This window comes from Lautropia dentalis, from assembly GCF_003892345.1.
Classification (GTDB): domain Bacteria; phylum Pseudomonadota; class Gammaproteobacteria; order Burkholderiales; family Burkholderiaceae_E; genus Lautropia; species Lautropia dentalis.
The window spans coordinates 1,243,793-1,262,380 of the sequence record NZ_RRUE01000002.1 but is presented as its reverse complement, the minus strand read 5'-3'; the positions used below and the strand labels follow the sequence as shown (position 1 = coordinate 1,262,380).

The 18,588-nt window shown below is 65.8% G+C and carries 16 protein-coding genes and 2 pseudogenes; all 18 read right to left on the bottom strand.

Annotated elements, in window-relative coordinates:
- Window positions 1–231: 231 nt before the first annotated feature.
- The gene (gene sucD, locus EHV23_RS13090) at window positions 232–1,116 is read right to left on the bottom strand and encodes a succinate--CoA ligase subunit alpha (RefSeq protein ID WP_125096455.1); all 885 of its coding nucleotides are present in this window, start codon (window positions 1,114–1,116) and stop codon (window positions 232–234) included.
- Window positions 1,117–1,146: 30 nt separating this feature from the next.
- Window positions 1,147–1,902 (bottom strand): annotated as a pseudogene (locus tag EHV23_RS13085) (succinate--CoA ligase subunit beta); the annotation flags it as partial.
- 482 nt (window positions 1,903–2,384) lie between these two features.
- On the bottom strand, window positions 2,385–3,269 hold the full coding sequence (gene sucD, locus EHV23_RS13080; protein WP_125096455.1) for a succinate--CoA ligase subunit alpha: 885 nt from the start codon (window positions 3,267–3,269) through the stop codon (window positions 2,385–2,387).
- A 30-nt stretch (window positions 3,270–3,299) separates the two neighbouring features.
- A complete protein-coding gene (gene sucC / locus EHV23_RS13075) occupies window positions 3,300–4,466 on the bottom strand; it encodes an ADP-forming succinate--CoA ligase subunit beta (protein ID WP_125096454.1) in 1,167 nt (388 codons plus the stop codon).
- A gap of 241 nt (window positions 4,467–4,707) precedes the next feature.
- Entirely contained in the window at window positions 4,708–5,478 is a 771-nt protein-coding gene (locus tag EHV23_RS13070; RefSeq protein WP_125096453.1) for a regulatory protein RecX, read from the bottom strand.
- 35 nt (window positions 5,479–5,513) lie between these two features.
- Window positions 5,514–6,632, bottom strand: a complete 1,119-nt coding sequence (gene recA, locus EHV23_RS13065) for a recombinase RecA (RefSeq protein WP_125096452.1) — start codon at window positions 6,630–6,632, stop codon at window positions 5,514–5,516.
- A 338-nt stretch (window positions 6,633–6,970) separates the two neighbouring features.
- Complete coding sequence (locus EHV23_RS13060; protein ID WP_125096451.1) at window positions 6,971–7,546, bottom strand: CinA family protein; 576 nt, start codon at window positions 7,544–7,546, stop codon at window positions 6,971–6,973.
- A gap of 19 nt (window positions 7,547–7,565) precedes the next feature.
- Window positions 7,566–8,108 (bottom strand): phosphatidylglycerophosphatase A family protein, encoded by a 543-nt coding sequence (locus EHV23_RS13055; RefSeq protein WP_125096450.1) that lies wholly within the window; start codon window positions 8,106–8,108, stop codon window positions 7,566–7,568.
- The gene (gene thiL / locus EHV23_RS13050) at window positions 8,105–9,130 is read right to left on the bottom strand and encodes a thiamine-phosphate kinase (RefSeq protein ID WP_125096449.1); all 1,026 of its coding nucleotides are present in this window, start codon (window positions 9,128–9,130) and stop codon (window positions 8,105–8,107) included. Before thiL ends, EHV23_RS13055 begins: the two co-directional genes overlap by 4 nt.
- Before the next feature lie 239 nt (window positions 9,131–9,369).
- Complete coding sequence (gene nusB, locus EHV23_RS13045) at window positions 9,370–9,837, bottom strand: transcription antitermination factor NusB (protein ID WP_125096448.1); 468 nt, start codon at window positions 9,835–9,837, stop codon at window positions 9,370–9,372.
- A gap of 5 nt (window positions 9,838–9,842) precedes the next feature.
- Window positions 9,843–10,343, bottom strand: coding sequence for a 6,7-dimethyl-8-ribityllumazine synthase (gene ribH / locus EHV23_RS13040; RefSeq protein ID WP_125096447.1), 501 nt, complete (start codon window positions 10,341–10,343; stop codon window positions 9,843–9,845).
- Between the two features lie 308 nt (window positions 10,344–10,651).
- Window positions 10,652–11,797: a bifunctional 3,4-dihydroxy-2-butanone-4-phosphate synthase/GTP cyclohydrolase II gene (gene ribBA / locus EHV23_RS13035; RefSeq protein WP_125096873.1), complete on the bottom strand. Its 1,146-nt coding sequence runs from the start codon at window positions 11,795–11,797 to the stop codon at window positions 10,652–10,654.
- Between the two features lie 167 nt (window positions 11,798–11,964).
- Window positions 11,965–12,678, bottom strand: a complete 714-nt coding sequence (locus tag EHV23_RS13030) for a riboflavin synthase (RefSeq protein ID WP_125096872.1) — start codon at window positions 12,676–12,678, stop codon at window positions 11,965–11,967.
- A gap of 289 nt (window positions 12,679–12,967) precedes the next feature.
- The gene (gene ribD, locus EHV23_RS13025; RefSeq protein WP_125096446.1) at window positions 12,968–14,116 is read right to left on the bottom strand and encodes a bifunctional diaminohydroxyphosphoribosylaminopyrimidine deaminase/5-amino-6-(5-phosphoribosylamino)uracil reductase RibD; all 1,149 of its coding nucleotides are present in this window, start codon (window positions 14,114–14,116) and stop codon (window positions 12,968–12,970) included.
- Window positions 14,117–14,235: 119 nt separating this feature from the next.
- Window positions 14,236–14,676: pseudogene (gene nrdR, locus EHV23_RS13020) on the bottom strand (transcriptional regulator NrdR); the annotation flags it as partial.
- A gap of 117 nt (window positions 14,677–14,793) precedes the next feature.
- Entirely contained in the window at window positions 14,794–16,038 is a 1,245-nt protein-coding gene (gene glyA / locus EHV23_RS13015; protein WP_125096444.1) for a serine hydroxymethyltransferase, read from the bottom strand.
- Between the two features lie 311 nt (window positions 16,039–16,349).
- Window positions 16,350–17,222: a histidine phosphatase family protein gene (locus tag EHV23_RS13010; protein ID WP_275265139.1), complete on the bottom strand. Its 873-nt coding sequence runs from the start codon at window positions 17,220–17,222 to the stop codon at window positions 16,350–16,352.
- A 14-nt stretch (window positions 17,223–17,236) separates the two neighbouring features.
- Window positions 17,237–18,457, bottom strand: a complete 1,221-nt coding sequence (gene tyrS / locus EHV23_RS13005) for a tyrosine--tRNA ligase (RefSeq protein WP_125096442.1) — start codon at window positions 18,455–18,457, stop codon at window positions 17,237–17,239.
- Between the last annotated feature and the right edge of the window lie 131 nt (window positions 18,458–18,588).

Genomic DNA, 18,588 nt, shown 5'->3' with positions numbered 1-18,588 from the left:
GTGGGTGAAGGGGGCTGCAGGCGGTACGACCGTGCTGCCTGGGGTGCAGCAGGATGCGCTGGACCATGACCACAAGCGCTGTGGCAGCACGGTGCAAGGCGCGGTAAAGGAAGCGCCGGGCATGGGCAGCAAGGTGCCCGACGGAAACAAAAAACCCTGCCGAGGTGCTTCCGGAAGGAAGCTTCGGCAGGGTTTGGGGGATGTCTGGCCCGCCCGGCAGGCGGGACAGGTTCAGCCCAGCACTTTCTTGAGCAGACGGCCCATTTCGGACGGGTCACGGGTGGTGCGGATGCCGCAGGCTTCCATCACTTCCAGCTTGGCATCGGCCGTGTCGGCACCGCCCGAGATCAGCGCACCGGCGTGGCCCATGCGTTTGCCCGGAGGCGCGGTGACGCCGGCGATGAAGCCAACCACCGGTTTCTTCATGTTGTCCTTGGCCCAGCGGGCAGCGTTCACTTCGTCCGGTCCGCCGATTTCGCCGATCATGATGACGGCGTCGGTGTCGGGATCGTCGTTGAACATCTGCAGCACGTCGATGTGCTTCAGGCCGTTGATCGGGTCGCCCCCGATGCCGACGGCGCTGGACTGGCCCAGCCCGAGGTCGGACACCTGTGCCACGGCCTCATAGGTCAGCGTGCCGGAACGCGACACGACACCGATGCGGCCCTTGCGGTGGATGTGACCGGGCATGATGCCGATCTTGATTTCGTCGGGGGTGATCAGACCCGGGCAGTTCGGCCCCAGCAGCAGGGTTTTCTTGCCCGAGCGGCGCATCTTGTCACGCACGACCATCATGTCGCGAACGGGGATGCCTTCGGTGATGCAGATCACCAGGTCCAGATCGGCATCGACGGCCTCCCAGATGGCATCGGCAGCGCCGGCGGGCGGCACGTAGATGACGGAGACGGTGGCACCGGTTTCGGCCTTGGCCTCCTTGACGGAGGCGTAGATGGGAATGCCTTCAAAGTCTTCGCCGGCACGCTTGGGATTGACACCGGCCACGAAGCAGTTCTTGCCGTTGGCGTAGTCCCGGCACATGCGCGTGTGGAACTGACCGGTCTTGCCCGTGATGCCCTGGGTGATGACCTTGGTGTCCTTGTTGATCAGAATCGACATTGCGATTGTCCTCGAATTTCTGGGCTGTGTTTATTTACCGGCGGCGGCGTCGACGACCTTGCGGGCTGCGTCGGCCATGGTGTCGGCCGAGATGATGGGCAGGCCGGACTCGGCCAGCATCTGTTTGCCCAGCTCTTCGTTGGTGCCCTTCATGCGGACGACCAGCGGCACGCCCAGGTTGACGGCCTTGCTGGCGGCAATGACACCGGCAGCGATGGTGTCGCAGCGCATGATGCCCCCGAAGATGTTGACCAGAATGGCCTTGACGCCCTTGTTCTTCAGCATCAGCTTGAAGGCTTCGGTGACCTTCTCGGCCGTGGCACCGCCCCCGACATCGAGGAAGTTGGCCGGTTCACCACCGAACAGCTTGATGGTGTCCATGGTGGCCATGGCCAGACCGGCACCGTTGACCAGGCAGCCGATGTTGCCGTCGAGCTGGATGTAGGCGAGGTCGAATTTCGAGGCTTCGACTTCGGACGGATCTTCCTCGTCGAGGTCACGCATCTCGACGATGTCCGGATGGCGGAACAGGGCGTTGGAGTCGAAGTTGAACTTGGCGTCCAGCGCAATCACATCACCACTGCCGGTGAGGATCAGCGGGTTGATTTCGGCCAGCGAGGCGTCGGTTTCGAAGAAGGCCTTGTACAGGCCCAGCAGCGCTTCGCGCGCCTTGGGCAGGCTGGCGGCGGGAATGCCGATTTTGGTGGCGAGATCATCCGCTTCGGCAGCGGTCAGGCCGGCCTGCACGTCGCAAAAGACCTTGTGGATTTTTAGCGGGCTGCCTGCCACCGACAGGGACAGTTGTCCGAATTCCTGTGCGTCGTGCGCGCCGTCCTGATGATCAGCACTCATCCCGTTCCCCTGACCAGCAGGTTGTGTCCAAACCGGGAACACGGATGACACGGTCCACAACCAGCGGTGACCCCGCCTTCCGGCGCATCGTGGTGTGCATCCCTTCCCTGGCGCGCCCATTGTCGGTACGCGGCGGGTGATGCGGAACGGGCCGCATCCAGACGGCTGGCTGGATACGGTGAGTGGTGGGTGAAGGGGGCTGCAGGCGGTACGACCGTGCTGCCTGGGGTGCAGCAGGATGCGCTGGACCATGACCACAAGCGCTGTGGCAGCACGGTGCAAGGCGCGGTAAAGGAAGCGCCGGGCATGGGCAGCAAGGTGCCCGACGGAAACAAAAAACCCTGCCGAGGTGCTTCCGGAAGGAAGCTTCGGCAGGGTTTGGGGGATGTCTGACCCGCCCGGCAGGCGGGACAGGTTCAGCCCAGCACTTTCTTGAGCAGACGGCCCATTTCGGACGGGTCACGGGTGGTGCGGATGCCGCAGGCTTCCATCACTTCCAGCTTGGCATCGGCCGTGTCGGCACCGCCCGAGATCAGCGCACCGGCGTGGCCCATGCGTTTGCCCGGAGGCGCGGTGACGCCGGCGATGAAGCCAACCACCGGTTTCTTCATGTTGTCCTTGGCCCAGCGGGCAGCGTTCACTTCGTCCGGTCCGCCGATTTCGCCGATCATGATGACGGCGTCGGTGTCGGGATCGTCGTTGAACATCTGCAGCACGTCGATGTGCTTCAGGCCGTTGATCGGGTCGCCCCCGATGCCGACGGCGCTGGACTGGCCCAGCCCGAGGTCGGACACCTGTGCCACGGCCTCATAGGTCAGCGTGCCGGAACGCGACACGACACCGATGCGGCCCTTGCGGTGGATGTGACCGGGCATGATGCCGATCTTGATTTCGTCGGGGGTGATCAGACCCGGGCAGTTCGGCCCCAGCAGCAGGGTTTTCTTGCCCGAGCGGCGCATCTTGTCACGCACGACCATCATGTCGCGAACGGGGATGCCTTCGGTGATGCAGATCACCAGGTCCAGATCGGCATCGACGGCCTCCCAGATGGCATCGGCAGCGCCGGCGGGCGGCACGTAGATGACGGAGACGGTGGCACCGGTTTCGGCCTTGGCCTCCTTGACGGAGGCGTAGATGGGAATGCCTTCAAAGTCTTCGCCGGCACGCTTGGGATTGACACCGGCCACGAAGCAGTTCTTGCCGTTGGCGTAGTCCCGGCACATGCGCGTGTGGAACTGACCGGTCTTGCCCGTGATGCCCTGGGTGATGACCTTGGTGTCCTTGTTGATCAGAATCGACATTGCGATTGTCCTCGAATTTCTGGGCTGTGTTTATTTACCGGCGGCGGCGTCGACGACCTTGCGGGCTGCGTCGGCCATGGTGTCGGCCGAGATGATGGGCAGGCCGGACTCGGCCAGCATCTGTTTGCCCAGCTCTTCGTTGGTGCCCTTCATGCGGACGACCAGCGGCACACCCAGGTTGACGGCCTTGCTGGCGGCAATGACACCGGCAGCGATGGTGTCGCAGCGCATGATGCCCCCGAAGATGTTGACCAGAATGGCCTTGACGCCCTTGTTCTTCAGCATCAGCTTGAAGGCTTCGGTGACCTTCTCGGCCGTGGCACCGCCCCCGACATCGAGGAAGTTGGCCGGTTCACCACCGAACAGCTTGATGGTGTCCATGGTGGCCATGGCCAGACCGGCACCGTTGACCAGGCAGCCGATGTTGCCGTCGAGCTGGATGTAGGCGAGGTCGAATTTCGAGGCTTCGACTTCGGACGAATCTTCCTCGTCGAGGTCACGCATCTCGACGATGTCCGGATGGCGGAACAGGGCGTTGGAATCGAAGTTGAACTTGGCGTCCAGCGCAATCACATCACCACTGCCGGTGAGGATCAGCGGGTTGATTTCGGCCAGCGAGGCGTCGGTTTCGAAGAAGGCCTTGTACAGGCCCAGCAGCGCTTCGCGCGCCTTGGGCAGGCTGGCGGCGGGAATGCCGATTTTGGTGGCGAGATCATCCGCTTCGGCAGCGGTCAGGCCGGCCTGCACGTCGCAAAAGACCTTGTGGATTTTTTCCGGGGTTTTGGCGGCCACTTCCTCGATGTCCATGCCGCCTTCACTGGAGGCCATGACGCAGATTTTCTGCGACTGGCGGTCGAGCACGACACCGATGTAGAGTTCCTTTTTGATGTCGGCGCCATCTTCGATGAGGAGGCGGCGAACCTTCTGTCCTTCGGGGCCGGTCTGGTGCGTCACCAGCTGCATGCCGAGAATGGACGTGGCGTGCTGGCGCACTTCGTCCAGCGAGCGTGCCAGCTTGACGCCACCGCCCTTGCCGCGGCCGCCGGCATGGATCTGTGCCTTGACCACCCAGACCGGACCGCCAAGCTGCTCCGCAGCCTTGACCGCTTCTTCGACATTGAAGCATGGGATACCCCGTGGCACCGGCACACCATAGCGCTTCAGGATTTCTTTGCCTTGATACTCGTGGATTTTCATGGTGATCTCGGTTGGGTCACATATGCTGCGGAAATGCTATCACAGCGCCCCTGATCAACCGGCCATGAAACGGTCCCTTTTGGCAGGCATGATGCGGGTTTAGGGGTAAACCCTTAGAGGATGTCATGGGCTCATTTGCCCCCGTGCAGCCCCTGGGCAGGCAGCGTTTCGGTCACCAGCGCCCCGTCTGCCATTTGCCCCCGCACGTGCCCCAGGACAAGACGGCGGGGCCGCAGAAGTCTCAAATCCGTGGCATGCGCCGGCTACGGAAAAAATCGTCGATATCACCATCTGCCCCATCCTCTCCGGCGCCGGCAGATGCAGGGCTGCTCACACGTGGCACGACGCTGGCCACCACGCCGGCACTGAAGCCGCGGCCCAGCAGAAAACGGCACTGGCGCGCCCGTTCCTTCAGGCTGGCAGGGGGCTGGCCGAAACGGCGTTCCCAGACGGTGTGGGCCCGGCTTTTCTCGTCATCGGCCAGCGGTTCGAGCACCTGGTCGATGAGGGATTCATCCAGCCCGCGGCGCTGCAGATCCTGTGACAGGCGGGCACGGCCGAAGCGTGCGGCGTTGTTGCGCACCAGCGATTCGGCCATGCGGGGGTCGGAGAGGAATTTCAGCGATTCGAGTTCGTCCAGCACCGATTCGACCAGTTCGGGCGATGGTACGTGCGTGCGTGTGGCTTCGGGGGGGCCACTGTCCGTCATGACATCGCGCGGCCCCCGCGCCGTCTGCGGAAAGCCTGCTTCCGGCAGGGAATCGCCTCCCTCCCAGGAATGCCGGGTAAAGTCCGTGTCTGCGGCGACATCGGCGCCAAAGGCACGGCGGGACGCACCCCGTGCCCCCCGGCGCTGCCGGGGCCGGGGCGGTATGAGCAGCTTGCGGGCAAGCTCGGCGCGGCTGTAGTCGCGCCGCGCCAGCAGGGCAATGGCCCGGCGCTTCAGGGCACTGCGCCGGGTGGCTTCGCTCTGGTCGCCACGCACCAGCGCCTCGAGGTCGTCAAATGCCATGAGGGCTGCCCTCCCCTGCCGGCATCACGAACGGTTCAGGCGTCATCGCGCCCGGCGGCGGCACGACCGCGGCGGCCGGCAGGGGCGGCCGCCTCGGCCGGTGCCTCGGCTGGCGCTTCGGCAGCCGGGGCCGCTTCGCTGCCACCACGACCGGCCACACCGACGGCAGCCCGGATGCGGTTTTCGATTTCGAGCGCCAGCTCGGGTTTTTCGCGCAGGTACTCACGGGCATTGTCCTTGCCCTGGCCGATGCGCTCACCGTTGTAGCTGTACCAGGCGCCGCTTTTCTCGACGAAGCCGTGGCTGACGCCCAGATCGAGGATTTCGCCCTCGCGCGAGGTACCCTCGCCGTAGAGGATGTCGAACTCGGCGCTCTTGAACGGGGGCGAGACCTTGTTCTTGACCACCTTGACGCGGGTTTCGTTGCCGATGATCTCGTCGCCCTTCTTGATGGAACCGGTGCGGCGGATGTCCAGACGGACGGAGGCGTAGAACTTCAGCGCGTTGCCGCCAGTGGTGGTTTCGGGGTTGCCGAACATGACGCCGATCTTCATCCGGATCTGGTTGATGAAGATGACCAGCGTATTGGTGCGCTGGATGGAGCCGGTGAGCTTGCGCAGTGCCTGGCTCATCAGGCGGGCCTGCAGGCCGGGCAGCGAGTCGCCCATGTCGCCCTCGATTTCGGCACGGGGCGTGAGCGCCGCCACCGAGTCGACCACGACCAGATCGACCGAACCGGAGCGGACCAGGGCGTCGCAGATTTCCAGCGCCTGCTCGCCGGTGTCAGGCTGGGAGATGAGCAGCTCGGGCAGTTTGACGCCCAGCTTGGACGCATACTGGACATCGAGCGCGTGCTCGGCATCGATGAAGGCACAGGTACCACCGAGCTTCTGCATTTCGGCAATGACCTGCAGCGTGAGCGTGGTCTTGCCCGACGACTCGGGGCCGTAGATTTCGACCACCCGGCCACGTGGCAGGCCGCCGACGCCCAGGGCGATGTCGAGCCCCAGCGAACCGGTGGACACGACCTCGAGGTCGGGCGCGACCTCGCCATCGGCCATGCGCATGACCGAGCCCTTGCCGAACTGCTTTTCGATTTGTGCGAGTGCGGCAGACAGCGCCTTGGCCTTGTCTGCGCGGGATTTTTCGTCCATGGATATACCTGTTTGCGGTGAGTGAACGGACTTCAGACAGGAAGGATTATGCACCAAAATACTGTACAAACAAACAGCCAAATGGTCTAGGCCTGCCGGTCTAGGTCATATGGGGGCAGTGTGTGGTTTTTCATGGTGCGGCCGGGCATTTCCAGATCAAAGACACGCCGGCCTCAGCTGGTGACTGGAGCATGCCGTGGACTTGCTGGCCCTCACCCCTCTTCTGGCATGAAGGACAAGGCGACAGGACCACAGAATCCTCAATGTTTTCAGGACACTGCCAACACGGTCATGCGGATCTGAAGGGATGGCCCCACCGGGCGTGCCCTGCATCCGTCTCACGCTACCACCGGATGCTCCGCCGTGTACTGGTCCAGAAGCTGCAAGGCCCGCTGCAGGGCATGCAGCACCGTCTGCTCGCGCACGGCGCGGCGATCACCGGTGAAGTGGCGGGTTTCGGCCAGCAGCAGCGGCTCGTCCGTGCCGGCCGGCCAGCGCAGGCCCCAGCCGAAGCAGACGGTGCCGACCGGCTTGTCGGGCGTGCCGCCATCGGGGCCGGCAATGCCGGTCACGGCCATCGAGAGCAGCACATCGGCACCGCGGAGCGCGCCACGGGCCATCTGGATGGCCACCGCCTCGCTGACGGCGCCCCCGGCGGCCAGGGTGGCGGCATCCACACCCAGCATGTCGATCTTGGCCTGGTTGGCATAGGTGACATAACCGCGGCTGAACCAGGCGCTGGAGCCTGCCGTTTCGGTGAACGAGGCAGCGATCAGACCGCCGGTGCAGGATTCTGCCGTGGCAATCAGCCCACCCTGCAGGCCGGCCACGCGCTGGCCCAGCAGGCGCGCCCAGTCGATGCGTTCCTGCTCCGCATCAGGGAAGCGTTCGGGGGTTTGCGAGGTCTGAAGCATGCGCCTGTACCTCCGGGACTCAGCCGAACAGCCGGGTCCAGATGGCCATGACCAGCACGGTATAGAACGCGGCGATCAGGTCATCGAGCAGCACGCCGGTGGCATTCTGCCACTGGCTGTCGATCGTGCGGATGGGGGCTGGCTTGACGATGTCGAAGAAGCGGAACAACAGAAAGGCCATCAGCTGGGTGGAAAAATCACCGCCAACGATCCAGAGCACCAGCCAGAAGGCGACGATTTCATCCCAGACGATGGCGCTGTGGTCATGGGCGCCGACATCCCGGCCGGTACGCTCGATGGCCCAGTGCCCCAGCACCAGCCCCACCGCCAGCAGGACCCCCATGCCACTGCCGCCGATGACCGGGGCCAGCAGGGCAAAACTGATCCAGGCAAACAGCGTGCCGAAGGTGCCCGGTGCCACGCCGGTCAGGCCGCTGCCCAGCCCGAAGGCAATCCAGCGCGACAGGCGCGGCTTCATGAATTCAAAGGAGGGGCGAATGCGGCCAAAGGAGCCGTCTTCACGGACCAGGTCGGTCACGTCTTCTGCCTTGTTGTCGTTCATGTCGAAAAATGGTCGTATCCACGGGGCTCGAGCGGCCGGGTCCGGCGCTTCGCATCAGACAGAAGCATACCGCTTACGCTGGTGACCTGTCCGATCCGGTGTGCCGTGGGGCAGCGCTGGGCCACGGTGGCCGCCAGTTCCGGCGAGGCGGTGAACAGCAGCTCGTAATCGTCACCACCATGCAGGGCCAGCACCAGCGCCTCGTCGGGCGGCAGTTCTCGCAGGCAGGCGGCCAGCGGCAGTGAGCGGCTGTCCAGCACGGCCCCCAGCGCGTGCCCCTGCCGGCGCCCGGAGGCAGCCAGCAGATGGGCCAGATCACCGGCCAGACCGTCGGAAATGTCCATGGCCGCGCTGGCCACGCCCCGCAGGGCCAGACCCACATCGAAGCGGGGCAACGGCCAGTTCAGGCGCTGCAGGGCTTCGATGGGGACGGTCTGCGCCGGCTGCGTGCGGCGCAGCTGCACGGCCAGAGCGGCAGCGCCCAGCTCGCCACTGACCCAGATGTCATCACCGGCCTGGGCGCCATCGCGCCGCAGGGCCCGGCTGTGCGGCACCTGTCCCAGGACCGTGATGGACAGCGTCAGCGGGCCACGGGTGGTATCGCCACCGATCAGCGGGCAGGCCGCACGGGAAGCCAGGGTCAGCAGCCCCTGGGAAAAGCCTTCGAGCCAGTGTGGATCGGTTTCGGGCAGTGCCAGGGCCAGCGTGAAGCCCACCGGCCATGCCCCCATGGCGGCCAGATCGGACAGATTGACGGCCAGTGCCTTGTGACCGATGGCGGCCGCATCCGTATCGTGAAAGAAGTGGCGGCCCGCCACCAGCATGTCGGACGATACGGCAAGGTGCGCGCCCTCCAGTGGCCCCCTGAGCAGCGCACAATCATCGCCTATTCCCAGCTGCAGCAGGCTCTGCCCTTCCAGATGCGATGTTTGCGTCACGGGAAGCAGCGAGCCTTGCTCACCAGGGCGCAGCAGCGGTGGCTGCCGTTCGAAATACCGGCGAATCAGGTCGAACTCATTCATGGTGGCCATGGTCCTGCCCCCGGCGGCATACGGGCTGGGGGGCGTATCCGGGGCTCCATCCGCCCTCCCACACACCTGCAGCCGTGTGCAGACAGGAGATTATGCAGCCCCCAAAGCGCCGTGCGCAGACAAGAGATTATGTAGCCAGCCAGGGCACCGTGCGCTGGCAGGGGCTGGCCGGCCTGCCTGAAGGGCAACGCCGGCAGCACACGGGTGCATTGGCGCGAAAAGTCAGCCCGTCAGTCCGCGGGCCTGACCTCGTTGGGCCGAATGCCCGGCACCACCTTGTCGAGCACGCCATTGACGTACTTGTAGCCGTCGGTGCCGCCAAAGTTCTTGGCCAGCTCGACGGCCTCGTTGATCACCACCCGGTAGGGAATTTCCTGATGATCCTTCAGCTCGTAGGTGGCCAGGGTGAGAATGGCCCGCTCGACCGGGCTGAGCAGGTTGAGCGGCCGGTCCAGGCTGGGCAGGATGAGCGCCTCGAGCGCGCTGGCCTGCTGGATGGCACCCCGCAGCAGCGTCTCGAAGTGATGGCGGTCTGCCCTGTCGAAGCCCGGACTGGTTTCGATGTGCGCCTGGATGGCACCGACATCCTCGGCCGACAGCAGCCACTGGTAGATGCCCTGCATGGCAAACTCCCGTGAACGCCGCCGGGCACTGCGTGTCCGGTTGCCTGCCGGTGCGGCCGGAGAACGTCCCTGCATGCCGGTCACTCCTCGTCGTCGCCTTCGTCGTCGTCGACATCGGCCAGCGACTCGAGCGCATAGCCCAGACGTGCCATTTCCACGGCCACCTCGGCGGCCTCGGCGCCTTTCTGGGCGCTGCGCTGGCGGGCCTGTTCCTCGTTGTAGGTGGTGAGGATGGCATTGGCCACCGGCATGCCCAGCTCCAGTGCAATGCGGCTCACACCGGCGGCACTTTCGTTGCACACCACTTCGAAGTGGTAGGTTTCGCCCTTGATGATGGTGCCCACCGCGATCAGGGCGTCGAACTCGTCGGAATTGCCCAGGTTCAGCAGACCCAGCGGCACTTCCAGTGCGCCCGGAACGGACACCACCAGCACGTCGCTCTCGGCCACGCCCAGTTCGTACAGTTTGGCGACACAGGCGTTCAGGGATTCGAGCGAGAACTCCTCGTTGAAGCGCGAGTACACCACGCCGATGCGCAGGCCGTGGCCGTCCAGGGAGCCTTGAATTTTGTCGAAAGACATGTTGCGTATTCCTTGTAGAAGGGGGTCAATGATATTTCAATGGCCCCGGCAGATGTGGCGTATTTCATGGCCGTTGCCGGGCCGGTACAGGGCAGGTCCACGCCATGGCCGGCCACGCAACGCGGGTGACGCGTGCATGCAGCAGATCCGGCACAGGGCCGGTCTGAGAGTCGCCCGTGCCAGAACAGAGCAGGTGCGGTGCAGGACCGCGCCGATGGGCGTCGGGGCCGACACCGGGCAGGCCCGGTACGCGCCCGGGCCGGTCGTCATGGCCTTGCCCTGCGCATGTCCCCCCCTGCCGCGCCCGCTCAGCCGGCCACCGGCCCGGCCTCCGTACCATCGGCCTCGACATAGCCGGTGACTTCCAGGTTGAAGCCGGCCATGCTGGGCATGCGGCGCTGGCGGGTGAGCAGCTTCATCCTGCCAACCCCCAGATCGCGCAGGATCTGCGCACCGATGCCGTAGCTGCGCAGCGTGCGCGAATCGTTGGCCGAACCGGCCCGGCCCTGTGCCGGCCCGTCACTCGACCACTGCTCGACCTCGTCGAGCACGGTTTCGGCATCGGGCGCGCAGTTGAGCATCAGCAGCACGCCATTGCCGTGGGCGCTGATGGTCTGCAGGGCCGGCGCGACGGGCCAGGCATGGCGGCTCGTCGCGCCCAGCAGATCCAGCGCCGACAGGGGTTCGTGCACCCGCACGCAGGCCTCCTGCTCCGGCGTCGGTTTGCCTACCACCAGGGCCAGATGCGGCTGCCCCACGGCCCGGTCGCGGTAGACGATCAGGTCCAGCTCGCCCACCACGGTCTGCACGCGCTGCTGGCCGACACGCTCGACCATGCTTTCGTGGGCACTGCGGTAGGCAATCAGGTCGGCGATGGTGCCGATCTTCAGGCCATGCCGTTCGGCAAAGCCGATCAGGTCGGGAAGACGCGCCATCGTGCCGTCTTCCTTCATGATCTCGCAGATGACGGCCGACGGGGTCAGGCCGGTGAGCGCCCCCAGGTCGCACCCCGCTTCCGTATGGCCGGCCCGGGTCAGCACGCCACCGGGACGCGCCATCACCGGAAAGACGTGCCCCGGCTGCACGATGTCGGACGGTTTGGCATCGGCTGCCACGGCGTCCTGGATGGTCTTTGCCCGGTCGGCGGCCGAGATGCCGGTGGTCACCCCTTCGGCCGCCTCGATGGACATGGTGAAGTTGGTGCTCATCTTCGTGCCGTTGACCGCCGTCATCAGCGGCAGGCGCAGGCGCCGGCAGCGTTCCTCGGTCAGCGTCAGGCAGATCAGCCCCCGGGCGTGGGTGGCCATGAAGTTGATGGCCTCGGGCGTGACGAAATCGGCCGCCAGCAGCAGGTCGCCCTCGTTCTCGCGGTCTTCGTCATCGATGAGGATGACCATCTTGCCGGCCCGAAAATCAGCCAGAATCTCGGCCGTACTGGACACGGACGACTGCATCTCGTTGTAGGTCACGGATTTCTCCTGCTTCTATTACAGTGAATTCTGTAGGGGCCCTGCCGTCAGGCGCTGCGCCGGATACCCAATGGTTCCGGTATCAGGTGCCCGATGATTCGGGCATCAAGCCTGCAACCAGTCCCGGTGGGCCGGCGCCGTACGGGCAGACATCAGTCCGCGGTCAGGCCAGCCTCCGGTTTGATCCCGCGCTGCGCCTCCACATCGCGCATGCGGGCCAGATAACGGGCCACGGTGTCGATTTCCAGATTGACGCGGTCGCCCGGGCGCAGGCGCTGGAGCGTGGTGTGCGCCACGGTATGCGGGATGAGGTTGATCTGGAAGGCACAGCACAGGGGGCCTCCGTCCAGCAGCACCGCCCGCGAATCGGCCGGCCACTGCGGATCCACCACATCGGCAACCGGCGGGTCTTCCACATGGTTGACGGTGAGGCTCACGCCATCCACCGTGATCGAGCCCTTGTAGACCAGAAAACCGGCCATGGCGGCAGGCGCCAGAATCTCCAGCAGATGGCTTTCGCCCACGGGTTCGAAGCGGCGCACCACCCCTTGCCCGTCCACATGACCGGACACCAGATGCCCCCCCACGCGGTCCGACAGGCGCATGGCCTTTTCCAGATTGACCGGCCCCGGTGCCGACAGGCCCACCGTACGTCTGAGACTCTCGGCCGACACGTCCACGGTAAAACCGTCGGCCGTCTTGCCGACCACGGTCATGCAGGCGCCCTGAATGGCAATGGAATCCCCCAGGGCCACATCCTCCATGCCCAGCTGACCCGCCTCCACATCCAGCCGCACCCCACTGCCCCCGGCCAGTGGTTCCACCTGGCGAATGGCGCCGACGGCAGCAACGATACCTGTGAACATCGTGAAATCTTCCAGAAAACGCAATACGTAATTATCCCGCGCACCGGTGAGCATGGCGGTGGCATGAGTGTACCCCTGCACCCCGCCACCAGGACATCCAGCCGGCCCGCATCGCACCGGCAGCAGAGCGTGTCATGGGCTCATTCATCCCCGCGCTGGCCCCGCCATGTGCTGACAGGGCGCTGCACAAACAGGGCGGCCGCGATGCCAGGCTGGGCAACGCCGGCCAGCACCGCACCGGCAGCAGCGCGTGTCAGGGGCTCATTCGCCCCGCACCGGCCGTGGATGATCAGCTCCCCCTGTCTGCCGGCCCGGCGCCTGCCTGCTCCAGGTCGGCTTCCCGCTGCACCCGCAGCCGCACGCGCAGGTCGTCCCCCACCGGCGTCACGTCCCGCCAGGCCAGCCGGATCCGCTTCTCCAGTCCCGCCACCGCCGGCAGCGCAAAAGCCGGCAGCCCCTGCCCGAGCAGCGAAGGTGCCAGATAGAGCAGCAGCTCGTCCACCAGTCCGTCCTTCAGCAGCGCCGCATTCAGCCCTGCGCCCGCTTCGACATGCACCTCGTTGAAACCGGCGCGTCCCATTTCCATCAACAGCGCTTTCAGGTCCACGTGCCGCCCGTCGGCCGCCGGCAGATACAGCAGCCGCACGCCCCGGTCGATCAGCCGCTGACGATGCCCGTCATCCGGCCATTCCGGCGGCAGCGCATGGGCCACCCAGACCTCGCCCGGCCCGAACACCGCGGCATGACTGCCCACCTGCAGCCGGGCGTCCACCACCACGCGCACGGGCTGGCGCTCCACCGCCACATGGCGCACGGTCATGGCCGGATCGTCGGCCCGCACGGTGCCGCTGCCCGTCAGGATGGCACTGGCCCGCGCCCGCCAAGCATGGCCGTCGGCCCGGGCTGCTTCGCCGGTGATCCACTGGCTCTCGCCCGAGGGCAGCGCAATGAAGCCATCCAGCGAAGTCGCGGCCTTGACGCGCACCCACGGCCAGCCCCGCTGCATCCGGGCAATGAACCCCTCATTCAGTTCGTGTGCCTGCTCGCGCAGCAACCCACACCGAACATCGATACCGGCAGCCTGCAGACGCGCCAGCCCCTGCCCGTTGACCAGCGGGTTGGGATCTTCCATGGCGGCCACTACCCGCGCCACCCCCGCCTCGACCAGCCGGTCGGCACAGGGAGGCGTGCGCCCGTGATGCGCACAGGGTTCGAGCGTGACATAGGCCGTGGCACCACGTGCCCGCGCGCCCGCCTGGCGCAGCGCATGCACCTCCGCATGCGGCTCACCCGCCCGCCGATGCCAGCCCTCGCCCACCACCTCGCCATCGCGAACGACAACGCAGCCCACCCGCGGGTTGGGCATGGTGGTATTGAGCCCCTGCCGTGCCAGATCGAGGGCACGCTGCATGAACCGCTGGTCGTGTGCGTCGAACATCAGCGTTTGCGGGAAGAATGGCCTGCCCGTGATGCGATGGCCGCCCCCGGCGGCACCGGCGCCGGCGAAGGCGCCGGCACGTCCTCCCCGGCAGGGGTGCCTTCCGGGGCACGGGCACCGATCTCCTGAATGGCGTCGGCAAAGGCTTCGATATCCTCGAACTGCCGGTAAACCGATGCAAACCGGATGTAAGCCACCGTATCGAGGTCGCGCAACACGCGCATCACGTGCTCGCCAATGGTGTTGCTGGGAATTTCGCGCACGCCCAGCTTGAAGAGCCGCGTCTCGACCTGATCGAGCGCATTGTCCAGTGCCTCTTCGGACACGGGGCGCTTGCGCAGCGCCAGCTTCATCGAATACTCGAGCTTGGAGCGCTCGTAGGGAACGCGCCGGCCGTCGCTCTTCAGGACATCCGGCATCGACAGCTCAATCCGCTCGTAGGTGGTGAAGCGACGGTCGCAACCCGCGCAGCGGCGCCGGCGGCGAATGCTGTCGCCGCCTTCCAGCTCGCGGGTTTCCATCACCTGGGTATCGGCGTGGTTACAGAATGGACAATGCATGCTTCATTATCGCATTCAATCGACTTTCGTAAAGCGATGCGTGTACCCGGACACGACCGGCCGCAAGGGCTGCGGCCACCATGACCGCCGGGCACACGGCAGCGCCAGCGGAAAATCTCAGCCGTACACGGGGAAGCGGGCCGTCAGCGCACCCACACGCTCGCGGATCTTCGCCAGATGGGCCTCGTCGTCCGGATGGTCGAGCACGTCGGAAATCAGCTCGCCCACCAGACGGGCTTCCTGCGTACCAAAGCCACGGGTGGTCATGGCCGGCGAACCGACGCGGATACCACTGGTCACGAACGGTTTTTCCGGGTCGTTCGGAATGGCATTCTTGTTGACCGTGATGTGAGCCTTGCCCAGCGCCGCCTCGGCCTCCTTGCCAGTGATGCCGCGCGAACGCAGGTCCACCAGCATCACATGAGACTCGGTGCGGCCCGAAACGATGCGGAAGCCCTTCTCCGTCAGCGTGTCGGCCAGCGCGGCAGCGTTGGCCACCACCTGCTGCGCATAGGTCTTGAAGGCCGGCTCCAGCGCCTCCCTGAAAGCCACCGCCTTGCCGGCGATCACGTGCATCAGCGGCCCACCCTGCAGGCCCGGGAAGATGGCCGAGTTGATGGCCTTCTCATGCTCGGGCTTCATCAGGATGAAACCGCCGCGCGGACCGCGCAGGCTCTTGTGCGTGGTGGAGGTGACCACGTCGGCATGCGGCACCGGGTTGGGGTACACGCCCCCGGCAATCAGCCCGGCATAGTGCGCCATGTCGACCATGAAGATGGCACCCACGTCCTTCGCCACGCGGGCGAAGCGGGCCCAGTCGATCACCAGCGAATAGGCCGAGGCCCCGGCAATGATGATGCGCGGCCTGTGCTCGTGCGCCAGCCGTTCCATCTGGTCGTAATCGATCTCTTCCTTCTCGTTCAGGCCGTACGACACCACATTGAACCAGCGCCCCGACATGTTGACCGGCGAACCGTGCGTCAGGTGACCGCCCATGGCCAGCGACATGCCCAGAATGGTGTCACCCGGCTTGGCCAGCCCCAGAAACACGGCCTGGTTGGCCTGCGAACCGGAGTTGGGCTGCACGTTGGCCGCCTCGGCCCCGAAGAGCTGCTTCACGCGGTCCAGCGCCAGCTGCTCGGCCACGTCCACGAACTCGCAGCCCCCGTAGTAGCGCTTGCCCGGATAGCCCTCGGCGTACTTGTTGGTGAGCTGGCTGCCCTGCGCTTCCATCACGGCCGGGCTGGTGTAGTTTTCCGAGGCGATCAGCTCGATGTGCGCTTCCTGGCGCTGGTCTTCGTGACGGATGGCATCCCACAGGGCGGGATCGACCTGGGCGAGGGTCTGCTTGCGATCAAACATGCGATGTACTCCGGGGCAGCCGAAAGGCAGCCAGTCAGGCGGAAGCGCCCGTCACAGCAGGGGGCCTCCAGGGGAAGATGAACGCAATGAGTTTAGCCAAACGGGCCGCGACGCGCCACCAGCACAGCCCCTGCAGCCAACTGGCCTGTCATGCCCCGCCTCGTACCATGTTCGTGTCCCGTTACCATGGCCATTCCCGGACAAGCGGGGTGCTTTGGCCAGCCAGACCCGGCCTGAGCCCCCGACCATCATCACGGCATGAACCGCCGGCCATCATGATCGCTCCCTGGGGCAGCGTCCATAGAAACTGATTACCCCACCCGCCCCAGCAGGGCAGCCGGCCGGCTGCGCGGATCGATCTCGTCCTGACTGTCCAGCAGATGGTCGATGTCGGCCCAGCGGTCGATGTGCCACTGCCCGTCCACCCAGTGCAGCCGGCAGATGCAGGCATTGTGAATGGGAAAGTCGCGCGGCTCGGATACCGGCTTGCCCGTCACCAGCCGGTAGACGGCATCGAGCACACCACCGTGACTCACCACCACCACGCGCTGCCCCCGATACCGCGCCACCAGCGCCTGCAGCGCCGCGTCGATGCGTGCCCGTACCTGCAGCAGGCTCTCGCCCCCGTCCAGATCCAGATCGGGATCACGCGCCTCGATGCGCGCAAACACCGCCGGTGCCTGTTCGGCAATCTCGGCATAGCGCCATCCCTGGAAGCGGCCGAAATGCCGCTCCCGCCAGACCGCCTGCGGCTGTACCGTCACCCCCGTGGCCTCACCGAGGGGCGCGGCCGTCTGTGCCGCCCGCCCCAGATCGCTGCAAAGGATGGCATCCACCATGTCCGGTGCAAACCGCGCTGCCGCCGCCCGGGCCTGCTGGCGTCCCGTATCGTTCAGCGGCTCGTCCAGCTGCCCCTGAATGCGGCGGGCCATGTTCCAGTCGGTCTCACCGTGGCGCACCAGCACCAGCCGCACGCCATCGGGCAGCGTCCCCGGTTCCAGCCCCGGCAGCGGACTGGTACCCCTGTCAATGCCCGTTGCAGCACAAACGGCTGCTCCGGCTCCTGCGCAGGCACCAGCTTCGGGCGCAATTCCAGACCCAGTTCCAGAACCAAGCCCGGGTCCGGGTCCGGGTCCGGGTCCGGGTCCGGGTCCGGCGCCATTTTGCACCGCCCCCGCGCTCATCCCGTCACGATCGCTCACCCCAGCACCACCCGCCGGAACTTGCGCTTGCCCACCTGCACCACATAAGTGCCCGCAGCCAGCTCCAGACCGCGGTCGGACACCACCGAGCCATCCACCCGCACACCACCCTGTGCCAGCATCCGGCCAGCCTCCGAGGCCGACGGCACCAGCCCGCTGTCACGCAGCACCGCCACGATGCCCCTGGGCGCCGGCGAGAGCTTCACCTCCTCGATCTCGTCCGGCACGCCGCCGCGGGCGCGCAGCTCGAAATCCTCTACCGCCGCCTCGCTGGCACCGGCGCCATGGAAGCGGTCCACCAGCTCGCGCGCCAGCAGCACCTTGGCCTCCTTCGGATTGCGCCCAGCCTCGCATTCGGCCTTCAGCTGGTCGATCTCGTCCATCGACCGGAACGACAACAGCGTGAAATAGCGCCACATCATCGTGTCGGAGATCGACATCACCTTCGCGAACATCGTATTCGCCGGTTCGGTGATGCCCACGTAGTTGCCCTTGGACTTCGACATCTTCTCGACGCCATCCAGCCCTTCCAGCAGCGGCATGGTCAGCACACACTGTGGCTCCTGCCCGTACTCGCGCTGCAGCTCGCGCCCCACCAGCAGGTTGAACTTCTGGTCCGTGCCGCCCAGCTCCAGATCGGACTGCAGCGCCACCGAGTCATAGCCCTGCATCAGCGGGTACAGCATTTCATGCACCGAAATCGGCACACCGGCCTTCATCCGTTTGGTAAAGTCGTCGCGTTCCAGAATGCGCGCCACCGTGTAGCGCGAGGCCAGCTGCACCATGCCCCGCGTGCCCAGCGCCTCGCTCCAGACCGAGTTGTAGCGGATCTCGGTGCGCTCAGGATTCAGCACCAGGCTGGCCTGCCGGAAGTAGGTCTCGGCGTTCTCGCGGATCTGCTCCGGCGTGAGCGGCGGCCGGGTCACGTTGCGCCCCGACGGATCACCGATCGACGCCGTGAAGTCACCGATCAGGAAGATCACCTGATGCCCCAGATCCTGCAGCTGGCGCATCTTGTTCAGCACCACCGTATGGCCCAGATGCAGGTCGGGCGCCGTCGGGTCCAGCCCCAGCTTGATGCGCAGCGGCGTGCCCTCGCGCGCACTGCGGCGAAGCTTGTTCGCGAGTTCCTCTTCCACGAGCAACTCGTCGATACCCCGCCTGATCAGGGTCATGGACTGCTGGACGGTCTGTTCGATAGGATCACTGGATGACATAACTGGGCCAAAATGTGAGAACTTAACGGGTTTGTGTGTGCCCGATTGCATGGAAGGGCATGAAAAGCGACTGACCAGCGTGCGTTTGACGGTAGAATCAGGGTCTATCGGCCTGTTCCCAACCATCCGGG